The organism is Rhizobium sp. BR 249 (genome assembly GCF_047445895.1).
Lineage (GTDB): Bacteria > Pseudomonadota > Alphaproteobacteria > Rhizobiales > Rhizobiaceae > Rhizobium.
Map to the genome: position 1 here is coordinate 27,828 of NZ_JARWKX010000013.1, position 13,081 is coordinate 40,908.

At 59.8% G+C, this 13,081-nt stretch carries 13 protein-coding genes and 1 pseudogene; 9 read left to right on the forward strand and 5 right to left on the reverse strand.

Annotated elements, in window-relative coordinates; all coding sequences use genetic code 11:
- Positions 1-34: 34 nt before the first annotated feature.
- The 8 genes from QD408_RS14015 to QD408_RS14050 all read left to right on the forward strand — a co-directional run bounded on the left by QD408_RS14015 (position 35) and on the right by QD408_RS14050 (position 8,463).
- Positions 35-1,102, forward strand: coding sequence for an ABC transporter ATP-binding protein (locus QD408_RS14015; protein ID WP_414139708.1), 1,068 nt, complete (start codon positions 35-37; stop codon positions 1,100-1,102).
- Positions 1,103-1,282: 180 nt separating this feature from the next.
- Entirely contained in the window at positions 1,283-2,587 is a 1,305-nt protein-coding gene (locus QD408_RS14020) for an ABC transporter substrate-binding protein (RefSeq protein WP_414139709.1), read from the forward strand.
- Positions 2,588-2,771: 184 nt separating this feature from the next.
- Positions 2,772-3,698 carry a carbohydrate ABC transporter permease gene (locus tag QD408_RS14025; RefSeq protein ID WP_088681473.1) on the forward strand — a complete coding sequence of 309 codons (927 nt, stop codon included), beginning with the start codon at positions 2,772-2,774 and terminating at the stop codon, positions 3,696-3,698.
- Between the two features lie 10 nt (positions 3,699-3,708).
- Positions 3,709-4,608 carry a carbohydrate ABC transporter permease gene (locus QD408_RS14030; protein WP_414139710.1) on the forward strand — a complete coding sequence of 300 codons (900 nt, stop codon included), beginning with the start codon at positions 3,709-3,711 and terminating at the stop codon, positions 4,606-4,608.
- Between the two features lie 274 nt (positions 4,609-4,882).
- Positions 4,883-5,797: a metal ABC transporter substrate-binding protein gene (locus tag QD408_RS14035; RefSeq protein WP_414139711.1), complete on the forward strand. Its 915-nt coding sequence runs from the start codon at positions 4,883-4,885 to the stop codon at positions 5,795-5,797.
- A 61-nt stretch (positions 5,798-5,858) separates the two neighbouring features.
- The gene (locus QD408_RS14040; RefSeq protein ID WP_414139712.1) at positions 5,859-6,764 is read left to right on the forward strand and encodes a manganese/iron ABC transporter ATP-binding protein; all 906 of its coding nucleotides are present in this window, start codon (positions 5,859-5,861) and stop codon (positions 6,762-6,764) included.
- Positions 6,761-7,621, forward strand: a complete 861-nt coding sequence (gene sitC / locus QD408_RS14045) for an iron/manganese ABC transporter permease subunit SitC (RefSeq protein WP_414139713.1) — start codon at positions 6,761-6,763, stop codon at positions 7,619-7,621. Before QD408_RS14040 ends, sitC begins: the two co-directional genes overlap by 4 nt.
- The gene (locus QD408_RS14050) at positions 7,618-8,463 is read left to right on the forward strand and encodes a metal ABC transporter permease (protein WP_414139714.1); all 846 of its coding nucleotides are present in this window, start codon (positions 7,618-7,620) and stop codon (positions 8,461-8,463) included. The genes sitC and QD408_RS14050 overlap by 4 nt, the downstream gene beginning before the upstream one ends.
- Positions 8,464-9,019: 556 nt before the next feature.
- Here the strand turns inward: QD408_RS14050 and QD408_RS14055 are convergent.
- The 3 genes from QD408_RS14055 to QD408_RS14065 are packed head-to-tail and all read right to left on the reverse strand — an operon-like array spanning position 9,020 to position 10,669.
- On the reverse strand, positions 9,020-9,325 hold the full coding sequence (locus QD408_RS14055) for a hypothetical protein (protein ID WP_414139798.1): 306 nt from the start codon (positions 9,323-9,325) through the stop codon (positions 9,020-9,022).
- On the reverse strand, positions 9,267-9,671 hold the full coding sequence (gene gspM / locus QD408_RS14060) for a type II secretion system protein GspM (RefSeq protein ID WP_414139715.1): 405 nt from the start codon (positions 9,669-9,671) through the stop codon (positions 9,267-9,269). Before gspM ends, QD408_RS14055 begins: the two co-directional genes overlap by 59 nt.
- Positions 9,668-10,669: a PilN domain-containing protein gene (locus QD408_RS14065; RefSeq protein WP_414139716.1), complete on the reverse strand. Its 1,002-nt coding sequence runs from the start codon at positions 10,667-10,669 to the stop codon at positions 9,668-9,670. The genes gspM and QD408_RS14065 overlap by 4 nt, the downstream gene beginning before the upstream one ends.
- A gap of 117 nt (positions 10,670-10,786) precedes the next feature.
- Between QD408_RS14065 and QD408_RS14070 the strand changes: the two genes are divergently transcribed.
- Positions 10,787-10,993 carry a cold-shock protein gene (locus QD408_RS14070; protein ID WP_027511051.1) on the forward strand — a complete coding sequence of 69 codons (207 nt, stop codon included), beginning with the start codon at positions 10,787-10,789 and terminating at the stop codon, positions 10,991-10,993.
- A gap of 466 nt (positions 10,994-11,459) precedes the next feature.
- On the opposite strand, the gene serA is transcribed toward QD408_RS14070, so the two are convergent.
- Both serA and QD408_RS14080 read right to left on the reverse strand, forming a co-directional pair.
- Positions 11,460-12,698, reverse strand: coding sequence for a phosphoglycerate dehydrogenase (serA, locus tag QD408_RS14075; protein ID WP_414139717.1), 1,239 nt, complete (start codon positions 12,696-12,698; stop codon positions 11,460-11,462).
- A gap of 213 nt (positions 12,699-12,911) precedes the next feature.
- Positions 12,912-13,040: pseudogene (locus QD408_RS14080) on the reverse strand (recombinase family protein); the annotation flags it as partial.
- Positions 13,041-13,081: the final 41 nt, after the last annotated feature.

The window sequence follows — 13,081 nt, forward strand, 5'->3', positions numbered from 1 at the left end:
TATATGCAGTGCTCATGATCTGGGAGGAGGGAGTATGGCAAACGTTCAATTCGCGGATGTCCGGAAATCGTTCGGTGTTCATCCTGTCATCAAGGGGGTGGATATCGATATCGCCGATGGGGAATTCGTCATCCTCGTCGGCCCCTCGGGCTGCGGCAAGTCCACGCTTCTGCGGATGCTGGCCGGGCTCGAGAATATTTCCGGCGGCGAGATCAAGATCGGCGGGCGTGTCGTCAACACGCTGCCGCCGAAGGACCGCGACATTGCCATGGTGTTCCAGAATTATGCGCTCTATCCGCATATGACGGTGGAGCAGAACATGGGCTTCTCGCTCATGCTCAACAAGGCGCCGAAGGCGGAAGCCGAAAAACGGGTGAAATATGCCGCCGGCATTCTCGGCCTCGACAAGCTGCTCGACCGTTATCCGCGCCAGCTTTCCGGCGGCCAGCGCCAGCGCGTCGCCATGGGCCGGGCCATCGTGCGCAATCCTGAGGTCTTCCTGTTCGACGAGCCGCTCTCCAACCTCGATGCGAAACTGCGCGTTGCCATGCGCGCCGAGATCAAGGAACTGCATCAGCGCCTGAAGACGACGACCGTCTACGTCACCCATGACCAGATCGAGGCGATGACGATGGCCGACAAGATCGTCGTCATGCATGACGGCATCGTCGAACAGATCGGCAGCCCGCTCGAGCTTTACGACCGCCCCGCCAATCTCTTCGTCGGCGGCTTCATCGGCTCGCCGGCGATGAACATGATCCACGGCAGGCTCGATCCTGATAATCCCGGCCAGTTCGTCGCCGCCAACGGCACGCGGCTGCCGGTCGCCAATCCGCCGGCGAGCGCCATCGGCCGCGATCTCGTTTACGGGCTGCGCCCCGAATATATCTCGCTCGACCCGAACGGCGTGCCGGCCGAGATCGTGGTGATCGAACCGACCGGCTATGAGACGCATCTGACCGTCCGCCTCGGCGGCAGCGATGTCAGCTGCGTCTTCCGCGAGCGTGTCGACGCGCGGCCGGGCGAAGCCATCCGCGTGGCGATCGACGCCAAGCATGTCCATCTCTTCGACGCCGAAGGCGGCAAGAGATTGAGCGACTGACGCCATCCGGCGGGGTGACGGGAGAGGAGGAGTCTCCCATTCCGCCGGAGCGCAAGCATTCGAGGGGCGAGTTCTCCACCGGGGCGCACGCTCCTGTTTCGCGAATGCCAGGCCGCCGTTCACCAAGCGGGAGGTGAACGCCGGGGAATTGCTCCCGCTGTTTCAATGAGGAGGAATCTCATGACGATCAAGAGACGTGAATTTCTTGCTGCATCGGCAGCCGTTGCCGGTGTCGCCGGCCTCGGCATCAAGCCCTCTTTCGCGCAAGCCGAACCGACCTATACGCCGGAAAGCGGCGCAAGCCTGCGGCTCCTGCGCTGGACGCCTTTCGTAAAGGGCGATGAGGAAGCCTGGATCGCCAATACCAAGAAGTTCACCGAAGCGACCGGTGTGGAAGTGCGCATCGACAAGGAGAGCTGGGAGGACATCCGTCCGAAGGCCGCCGTTGCCGCCAATGTCGGCTCCGGCCCCGACCTCATCATGTGCTGGTTCGACGACGCGCACCAATATCCGGACAAGCTGGTCGATCTCACCGAACTCGGCAACTATCTCGGCAACAAGTACGAGGGCTGGTACGACGGCGTGAAAGGCTACGCCACACGCGATGACAAGTTCATCGCCATGCCGCTGACGGCGATCGGCAATGCCGTCGTCTATCGCGACAGCCATGTGAAGGCGGCCGGTTTCAACGAATTCCCGAACGATACCGCAGGCTTCCTCGAACTCTGCAAGGCGATGAAGACAAAGGGCACGCCCGCCGGCTTCCCGCACGGCAAGGCGGTCGGCGACGGCAACAACTACGCCCATTGGCTGCTCTGGAGCCATGGCGGCAAAATGGTCGACGAAGGCGGCACGGTGACGATCAACAGCCCCGAGACGCTGGCTTCGATCAACTATGCCAAGGAACTCTACGCGACCTTCATTCCGGGCACGGAAAGCTGGCAGGACGTCAACAACAACCGCGCCTTCCTGGCCGGCCAGGTATCGCTGATCGCCAACGGCGTCTCGGTCTATTACACGGCCAAGAACGATCCGAAGCTTGCCGAGATCGCCAAGGACATCCGCACGACGAACTTCCCGATCGGACCGGTCGGCAAGAGCGTCGAGCTTTGCCAGACGAGCTCGCTGCTGCTCTTCAAGCACAGCAAATATCCGGAAGCCGCCAAGGCCTACATCAAGTTCATGATGGAAGCCGACCAGATGAATGCCTGGATCCAGGGCTCCAGCGCCTATTGCTGCCAGCCCCTCAAGGCCTTCGCCAAGAACCCGATCTGGACCGCCGACCCGGTGCACGCACCCTATGCGCGCGCCTCGGAAAAGCTGCGCCCGAACGGTTATGCCGGCCCGCTCGGCTACGCCTCGGCAGCGACCATGGCCGACTACGTGCTGGTCGACATGTATGCCGCCGCCGTCACCGGCCAGAAATCGCCCGAGGACGCGATGAAGGAAGCCGAACGCCGGGCAAACCGCTACTACCGCGTCTGATCCGGAGCCGAGACATGCGGCATGCCTTTCCGGCATGCCGCAAAGTTCTCTAAAGCGCGTCACATCAGATTTTGATCCATGCGCCGCGCTTTAGTTCCTTGTTTTTATGCATGTCGTTGTCCCGGAACCGCTGCACACTTCCGGGCGACATGCATCAGAATTGAATGCAATCTGGAGACAAGCAATGTCGACCTTGAAATCCGGGGATACGCGCGGCCCCTCGCTCCTGCAGAACAACAATGTGCTCGGCTTCCTCTTCATGCTGCCGGCCGCGGTGTTTCTCGTCTGCTTCCTCACCTATCCCCTGGGGCTCGGCGTCTGGCTTGGCTTTACCGACACGCGGATCGGCCGGGACGGCATCTTCATCGGCCTGGAGAACTATCAGTTCCTGGCCGACGACGCGGTTTTCTGGCTGTCGGTCTTCAACACCATTCTCTACACCGTCATCGCCTCGGCTCTGAAATTCGCGCTCGGCCTGTGGCTGGCGCTGCTTCTGAACCAGCACCTTCCGTTCAAATCCTTCTTCCGGGCGATCGTGCTGCTCCCCTGGGTGGTGCCGACGGTGCTTTCGGCGCTGGCCTTCTGGTGGATCTACGATTCCCAGTTCTCGATCGTCTCCTGGTCGCTGATGAAGCTCGGGCTGATCAGCGCGCCGATCAACTTCCTCGGCGATCCCACCAATGCCCGCATCTCGGTCATCGTCGCCAATGTCTGGCGCGGCATTCCGTTCGTGGCGATCTCGCTGCTCGCCGGCCTGCAGACCATCCCGGCCTCGCTGCAGGAGGCGGCCTCGCTCGACGGCGCGACGAGCTGGCAGCGCTTCCGTTATGTGACGCTGCCGATGCTGACGCCGATCATTGCCGTCGTCATGACCTTCTCGGTGCTCTTCACCTTCACGGATTTCCAGCTGATCTACGTGCTGACCAAGGGCGGGCCCGTCAACGCCACGCATCTGATGGCCACACTCTCCTTCCAGCGCGGCATTCCGGGCGGGCAGCTCGGAGAGGGCGCGGCCATCGCCGTCGCCATGATACCCTTCCTGCTCGGCGCCATCATGTTCAGTTTCTTCGGTCTGCAACGCCGCAAATGGCAGCAGGGCGGACAGGATTAAGGAGCAAGCCATGTCGACCAATCTCAAAACGGCCGATGAGGTCCTGACAGACAATGCCGAGGGCATGAGCTACCTGAACCGCCTGCCGCGGCGCGTGGTGATGCTCTACCTGCCGATGGCGGTCTTCGTCTTCGTGCTGCTCTTTCCCTTCTACTGGATGGCGATCACCGCCGTGAAGCCGAACGAGCAGCTGACGGACTACAACAATTACAGCCCCTTCTGGGTGGTCGGGCCGACGCTCGAGCACATCAAATACCTGTTCCTGGAGACATCCTATCCCGGCTGGCTGTGGAACACGATGCTGGTGGCCGTGGGCTCCACGGCGCTGTCGCTGGTGGCCTCGGTGTTCGGCGCCTATGCGATCGAGCGCGTGCGCTTTACCGGCTCGCGCCAGATCGGCCTCGTCATCTTTCTCGCCTATCTCATTCCGCCGTCGATCCTCTTCATCCCGCTCGCCTTCATCGTCTTCAAGCTCGGGATCTACGACTCGCGCCTTGCGCTGATCTTCACCTATCCCACCTTCCTCATTCCCTTCTGCACATGGCTGCTGATGGGCTATTTCCGCTCGATCCCGTTCGAGCTCGAAGAAAGCGCGCTGGTGGACGGCGCCAACCGCTGGCAGATCCTCGTCAAGATCATCCTGCCGCTTGCAGTGCCGGGCCTGATCTCGGCCGGCATCTTCGCCTTCACGCTCTCCTGGAACGAATTCATCTACGCGCTGACATTCATCCAGTCCTCGGAGAACAAGACCATTCCGGTCGGCGTCCTCACGGAACTGGTGCGCGGCGACGTCTTCGAATGGGGATCGCTGATGGCGGGCGCACTGTTCGGCTCCCTGCCTGTCGTCATCCTCTACTCCTTCTTCGTCGACTACTACGTGTCCTCGATGACAGGCGCGGTGAAGGAATAGCCTCACCGATCGGGCCGGCTGCGGAGCGTCTGGAAACCTCCGCGGCCGCCTGCTTTGCGTGAACCATTGCGGCGGAGATTCGCTTGGGAGGCCTGCTGTTTTGCGACAGCGGGCCGATTTGATGTTCGGCGGCCAATCCTCCTCGTTGAATTTTTTATTGCAATTCATTCGCAATTGCAGAATATGGAGGAACCGGGGGCCGTGTCTTGCAAACCATATGAGCAGGTTGCGATCTCGAACTGCAATTAATTCTTAATAGCAACCGGAGACATCCATGCTCGATAAGGTACGACGGTCGGTCCTGACCGGGATGATGGGAGCGGCGTTTGCGGTCGTGCTGACGGTCATGCCGGCATCGGCGCAGGAGAAGTTCAAGGCGGTGACGACGTTCACCGTCATCGCCGACATCGCCAAGAACGTCGCGGGGGACGCAGCGGTCGTCGAGTCCATCACCAAGCCGGGCGCCGAGATCCACAATTACCAGCCGACGCCGGGCGATATCCAGCGCGCTCAGGGCGCCCAGCTCATCCTGTGGAACGGGCTCAATCTCGAGCGCTGGTTCGAGAAATTCTTCCAGAACCTGAACGATGTGCCTGACGTCGTCGTCTCCACCGGCGTCGAACCGATGGGCATTTCCGAAGGACCCTATGAGGGCAAGCCGAACCCGCATGCCTGGATGTCGCCGACGGCGGCGCTGATCTATGTCGACAATATCCGCGATGCCTTCGTGAAGTACGATCCCGCCAATGCCGAGACCTACAAGGCCAATGCCGAGGCCTACAAGGAGAAGATCAAGGCGACCATCGATCCCATCAAGACGCAGCTTGCCGCCGTGCCCGAGGCCAAGCGCTGGCTGGTGTCGAGCGAAGGCGCCTTCTCCTATCTCGCCCGCGATTTCGGCTTGAAGGAACTCTATCTGTGGCCGATCAACGCCGACCAGCAGGGCACGCCGCAGCAGGTGCGCAAGGTGATCGACGCCGCCCGCAAGAACGGCATCACCGTCGTCTTTTCCGAAAGCACGATCTCGTCCAAGCCCGCCGAACAGGTGGCGCGTGAGACCGGCGCCAAATATGGCGGCGTTCTCTATGTCGACTCGCTGAGCGAGGCCGATGGCCCGGTTCCGACCTATCTCGATCTCCTCAAGGTGACGTCGGAAACCATCGCCAAGGGCCTGGCGTCCTCGTCCTGATCGGCCGATAGGGGCCTCGCCTGCGGGCGGGGCCTGTTCATGTGTTCATGGGGGTGTTTCGATGAGTGTTCAACCCGGCCGGCAGAAGCAGGCCGCATCCGGTTTCGAGGGGACCGGGATCTTGGTGGACGGCGCGACCGTCACCTATCGCAACGGCCATACGGCGCTGCGGGACGCAAGTTTCACCACCCCCACCGGCACGATCACCGCGCTGGTCGGCGTCAACGGTTCGGGAAAATCGACGCTCTTCAAATCGATCATGGGCTTCATCCGCCTCGCCAAGGGCGAGATCCGCGTGCTCGGCATGCCGGTCAAGGATGCGCTGCGAAAGAACCTCGTCGCCTATGTGCCGCAGTCGGAAGAGGTCGACTGGAATTTTCCGGTTCTGGTCGAAGACGTGGTGATGATGGGCCGCTACGGCCATATGGGCATGATGCGCATCCCGAAGGCCGCCGATCACCAGGCGGTGGCCGCCGCCCTTGCCCGCGTCAACATGAGTGAATTCCGCAAGCGCCAGATCGGCGAACTCTCCGGCGGTCAGAAGAAGCGGGTCTTCCTCGCCCGCGCGCTGGCGCAGGACGGAAAGGTCATCCTGCTCGACGAGCCGTTTACCGGCGTGGACGTCAAGACCGAGGAGCAGATCATCAAGCTGCTCCGGGAACTCCGCGACGAGGGCCGCGTCATGCTGGTTTCGACGCATAATCTCGGCTCCGTGCCGGAATTCTGCGACCGGACGATCCTGATCAAGGGCACGGTGCTCGCCTACGGCCCGACCTTCGAGACCTTTACCCAGGAAAACCTGGAGAAGGCCTTCGGCGGCGTGCTGCGCCATTTCGTGCTGAACGAAGCTCCAAGCGGCAGGCCGACATCGATCGGCCTGGTCAGCGACGACGAACGGCCTCTCGTGTTTCGCGAAGGCAAGGCGACCGCAGGCGCATCGGATGGAGACGGCGGAGGCTGGGAATGACGGCCATTCTCACCGAGCCCTTCACCTACAACTACATGCTGAACGCCATGTGGGTCTCTGCCCTCGTCGGCGGCGTTTGCGCCTTTCTCTCCTGTTACCTGATGCTGAAGGGCTGGTCGCTGATCGGCGATGCGCTCTCGCATGCGATCGTCCCGGGGGTGGCCGGAGCCTATATGCTCGGGCTTCCCTTCTCGATCGGCGCTTTCTTCTCCGGCGGGCTTGCCGCCGCCGCCATGCTTTTCCTCAACCAGCGCACCAAGCTGAAGGAAGACGCCATTATCGGCCTGATCTTTTCCTCCTTCTTCGGGCTCGGCCTGTTCATGGTGTCGCTGAAGCCGACCGCGGTGAACATCCAGACGATCGTGCTCGGCAACATTCTCGCCATCACGCCCGAGGATACGCTGCAACTCGCCATCATCGGCTTCGTGTCGCTGGCCATCCTGCTCGTCAAGTGGAAGGATCTGATGGTCACATTCTTCGACGAGAACCACGCCCGCTCGATCGGCCTCAACCCGACCATGCTCAAGATCATGTTCTTCACGCTGCTTTCCGCCTCCACCGTCGCAGCGTTGCAGACGGTCGGCGCGTTCCTGGTCATCTGCATGGTGGTGACGCCGGGCGCGACCGCCTATCTGCTGACCGACCGTTTTCCGCGGCTCCTGCTCATCGCGGTCGCGATCGGCTCGATCACCAGCTTCGCAGGCGCCTATGCGAGCTATTTCCTCGATGGGGCGACCGGCGGCATCATCGTCGTGCTGCAGACGGCAATCTTCCTGCTTGCCTTCTTCCTCGCCCCCAAGCACGGAATGCTCGCCGCACGCAGGAGGGCCGCGCAGGCCCTGGAGGCCGGACGATGACGATCATCGAAACGCTGCTTTCGCCTTTCCAGTTCGAATTCATGGTCCATGCGCTTGTCATTTCGGTGCTGGTCGCCGTGCCGATGGCGCTTCTGTCCTGCTTCGTGGTGCTGAAGGGCTGGTCGCTGATGGGCGATGCGATCAGCCACGCCGTCTTTCCAGGCGTCGTCATCGCCTATATCGTCGGCTTTCCCTATGCCGTCGGCGCCTTCGCAGCCGGCATGATCTGCGCCATCGCCACCGGCTTCCTGAAAGACAATAGCCGCATCAAGCAGGATACGGTGATGGGCATCGTCTTCTCCGGCATGTTCGGGCTCGGCCTGGTGCTCTACGTCAAAATCCAAACCGACGTGCATCTCGACCATATCCTGTTCGGCGACATGCTCGGCGTCTCCTGGGGCGACATTGCGCAGGCGGCCGCGATCGCCGCCGTCACCGCGGGCATTCTCGGCGTCAAGTGGAAAGACTTCCTGCTGCACGCTTTCGACCCCACACAGGCAAAGGCCGTGGGGCTCAGGATCGGTCTCCTGCATTACGGCCTGCTCGCTCTCATCTCGCTCACGATCGTCGGCGCCCTGCAGGCGGTCGGCATCATCCTTTCGATCGCCATGCTGATCGCGCCGGGCGCCATCGCCTTCCTGCTGACCCGCAAGTTCAGCACCATGCTCATCCTGTCGGTCGCCATCGCCGTCACCGGCTCCTTCACCGGCGTCTACCTGTCCTTCTTCATCGACAGCGCCCCCGCACCAACCATCGTGCTGGTGCTCTCAATCGTTTTCGTCCTTGCCTTCATCCATACCACGCGCCAGGCGGCACGGATCGATGCGGCGGAGACGGTCTGAGGGCTGCGACAATTGCAGAGGCGATGACTACATTTTGGATTATAGCAGACGCTCGCCCGCGCGAATTATCTCCGATCCTCCCATTCTTATGCTGGCGTCGCGCGAGCAGGATTATTCGGACCCATACTTCAAGCAGCTTTTCCAAAACGCGTGCGGTTGATGCGTGATACTGCCGTCCTCATGATCGCCGGATACAGTTTTCCCGCGGACGACGCTCTTATCCGGCTCTTTATTCGGCAGTTCGCCGAGGAACCGGAAGACGGACAAGGCAAGGTCGTGTTCTATATCGGACCAGGCACCGATGCACAAAAAGGTCAGTTCTTGAAGAGGTTTTTCCGTCAACGGAACGGGAGAACGCGTCCATATTGATTGCGTACAACGACGGGTTCGATGCGTTCGCAGCGGAATGCTGGTTCCATGCGAATCCAATGTTCACCTGGAGAAGGAGCGCGTACCACACAGCGGCACAACGCGCGTCTTGTGCGTCAAGATTTCAGAATTGCTTGATCAGAGCATCCATCACCAGCCGGTGGTGTCGAAGCCAATAGACTCGCGGTCATCCCTCGATCGTGCCGCCGATCGGCAGCCAATCCGCTGGCTCTTCCGCCGTGACCGACAACAGGGCCGATGCGTCCGTGCCAATCTTCCGGATTCCTGCCAGATGAAAAGCCGGGATCGAAATTGCTGCAGGGGGCGGTGGCGCGGTGGGTTCTGGTTGAGGCGCGATGGGTGCAATGACAGGCTCGAATTCGCGACGCGTCGGGCTGAAAATCGGACGTGACAGCGTATCCTGCTGATCGAGACTAACAGCTATCAACTGCGGCGCCAATGAATGGAACGTCATCTGGAGCGGAATCTGCAAGACTATTGATCGAGACGACAACTGCGCCGGCTTGTGCAGCGATCCCATTGATACGTTCCTGAAGCCGCGCCCTTGTCACGGGCATCGTCTCCCCATTGAGATAAACATCTGTCACGACGGCAGCCGTTGCTGAGCCGGTTTCCGCGGGCTTCTGCTCCAAAACTGCGTTCAACCGGCCGAGTTCGAAGCGTTTTTCAGCGATTTCGTTTGCCTGCTCGCTTAGATGAGCGATCGCCAGCATTGCAAGCCAGACGGCCGAGAGAATGCCGAGCCCAAGGATGCCCAGGGCGGCCGCTCGTTGAATTCGCCGGGGAGCGTTCATCAGGCCGATCAGTATCTCGGTCATTCTTGCGCCACCTTCAGACGCATCTCAAAGTGCTCGCCACTCTGGCCAGGCACTCGAACAATTGGCGAGGTAAAGTTCGGTTCGCTGAACAGGAGCGATTCTTCCAGCGGCCCAATCAGCCCGGCAGCCGATTGGGCGAAACCCGAGACCGTCAACGTTCCCCGATCGAGCGAGAGATCGGACAGCCAGGTGCTGTCAGGGAGCCGACGGCTTATCTCTTCCCAGACTGCTATGACAGGTATCGCCTCGTCTTTGCGACGGCGCGCGATTTCAACAGCTGAAGCCTTTTTTGTGCGCTCGTTGAGCGCGGCTCGTACAGAGACGGCTCGCTGTCTTTTCAAGGCAATGTCGCTATCAAGAGCAGATAGGGCGCTGTCGTAGCGAAAAAACGCGTGGCCCGCAGTGATGCCGATCGCCAGAACCAAGATGGAGGAAACGGTCGCGACGATATAAGACCTTGGCAAAGTCCGAGCGGCTTTCGGTACAATCTCTCTGAGAGCTCGCTCCGGGATACGGGCTACAATAGCGTCAGCCTTGCCAAGGGAAATTGCCTTGATCTTTATCCCGGCCGCAGCCAGAGCCGAGACATACGGGTCGGCAAAAGTTCTTTTGATAATAGCATATACGCATGGTGAACCGTCTTTACCTCCAGCAGGCACACAATACACCTCTTCTGATCGAAACGGGGTCTGAGCGATGAGGTCGGCTTCCGCGATTTCCTTTGCTCTGGTGTATGGAAGCGCTGAGCCAGCGATCTGACGGCTTATATAGCGGTCTTCTGCAAACAGCAGCGTGCAGATTTGAGTTCCCTCAAGAACTTTCGGTAGGTCACCAAGAGCTGCTGCTTCTGCTTGCGTCGCGTCGGGTTGTCGGACTGCGACCCCCGTCCGGCTAATCTGGATGACAGGATAATCGATCCGTGAAGACCAATGAGGCAACATCCGCTGAACTTCAGTGGACCACCAATCCCAGAAGTCGAGAATCTTATCGAGAATCATGCCGGTTTTTTCAACTTGTGGATCAGCGAATCGTACAGATTGCTATCATATTGCTGTCCCATGCACCCGGCAGGACTTGAGAGATCTGAATCGCGCTATCCACAGTTTTCCGACGTTATGGCGACCGGTACGGTAAAGTGGTTCAACGCAACGAAGGGCTTCGGCTTCATCCAACCGGACGACGGCAGCGCCGATGTCTTCGTTCATATTTCCGCGGTGGAGCGGGCAGGGATGCGTGGTCTGAACGACGGCCAGAAGATCACCTATGAGCTGGTGAAGGATCGTAAGTCAGGCAAGATGTCGGCTGACAATCTCCAAGCCTGAGCCTGATTGCGATTCGACCTTCGCAAGGCCGGTCGCCCGACCTTTTCCGTTGTTAGCTCGAGGTATGCAACATCGGTGCAATCGCGCGCCTTGAATTTGCTGCAGCGCAAAATTACCTTCTGACTGCCGAAGCGATTCACCTCCTCCCGAGCCGCTTCGGTCCGACGGACAGCACTCCTCCTCCAAGCTGTCAGTCCCTATCGAAGCCCGGCGCACCTCTTCCCGCGCCGGGCTTTTTTGTTGCGCAAGCAGACGATCGCCGCAGGGCAGGCCGCATAGCGATTGTGCCTTCGTTGTCGATCAATGCCTACATGAGGCCAGCGGGGAACCATGGATCTCGGCGACAGCGACCGCGAGCTCGTCGCGGTAATGAGAGGCGAAGGTGCAGTTGGAAACGGCGCGACAGGCGGCAGGCGCGGCGATCGACGTCTTTTGTGATCCGCCCCCCATGTGGACCCTACCGGCGTCAGTAAAGTAACCGGGCTCGTATCGTTCCTGGAATCTGACGAAGTGCATCAAGTATGTCATCCGCTTTTTGCCCAACGCCCTCGGCTTCAATAACCACATAACCGGTTTCGCCATACGTCTGCAGGAACTCGCCAACGATATTCAGTCCGCGGGACGAAAAAATCGTATTCAGACTGTTCAGGATACCCGGGCGATTTTCATGAACATGGATGAAGCGCGTGCCGTTTGGACGTGGCGGCAGTTGCACCTGGGGAAAATTGACCGCGCCAAGCGTCGAGCCGACATCGGAATATTCCACAAGCTTCCGCGATACTTCCCCTCCGATGCGCTCCTGGGCTTCTTCGGTCGATCCGCCGATATGCGGAGTGAGAATTACATTGTCCAAACCCTGCAGCGGCGTTTCGAAACGCTCCTTGTTGGATGCCGGCTCCTTGGGAAACACGTCGACCGCCGCGCCTGCGAGATGTCCCTCTTTCAAAACCTTCGCAAGGGCTTCAAGATCGACCACGGTGCCACGGGAATTGTTGATGAAGAAGGCTCCCTTTTTCATTCTGCGGAGTTCGGCTTCGGCTATCATGTTTCGCGTCGAACTGGTTTCCGGAACATGCATCGTCACGAAATCTGAGATTTCCAGCAGCTCACCGAGCGAAGCCATGGATTCTGAATTGCCGTGGCGAAGCTTGTCTGAAGGATCAAAATAGCGAACGTTCATGCCCATGCTTTCCGCAAGAACGCTGAGTTGCGAGCCGATGTTGCCGTAGCCCACGATGCCCAGCGTTTTTCCTCGCATCTCACGACTACCTTCGGCAGATTTGTCCCATCCACCTTCATGAGCGGACGCCGAACGCGGGAAAATCCGCCTGGTCAGCATTATGATCTCACCGATCACAAGCTCTGCGACCGAGCGCGTATTTGAATAGGGAGCATTGAACACCGGGATCCCGCGTCGACGAGCCGCATCGAGGTCGACCTGATTTGTCCCGACGGAAAAACAGCCAACGGCCATGAGCTTCTTGGCGGAGCTGAAAATTTCTTCTGTTAGGTGCGTGCGCGAACGAATTCCGATAATATGTGCCTCGGCTATATGACGTTTGAGATCCTTGTCATCCAGCGCCTTCGGCAAATGTGTTAGATTGACGTAGCCGGATGAGGCAAAGTAGTCCACCGCGCTCTGACTGATCCCCTCCAACAAAAGCACGGAAATCCGATCACGAGGAAGAGAAAGTTGTCCGGTCATTGAATTTGCCTTCGATTCTTCGATTCGATTACGCCGAGGTTGCCTGTTCACCAAAAAAGCTCACATCACGGCTGATATGACTTAGCGACCATCCAACAGACAGCGCAAGAACAAACGCAACCCCCCGGATACAGCGTTTCCGAGATGACGATGTAGCGCTTGACGTCGGACTGTCTCGCCTAGCGGGCCGTCTCTATCGTGGCCTTCACTGAGGTTGCGGCCCCGGTCGAGCTGCACCCGCACGACATTGTCACAACTGCGCTGGGGCCGGAGTTGCCGCACGCTTGGCAGCCACGTCTGGGCGGAGGCGATGAGCTCATCGAGATAGAGTTTCTGGCGGTTCCCGGAGGTGAACTGCACTGTTTGGCGCGCTAACTTGGGTC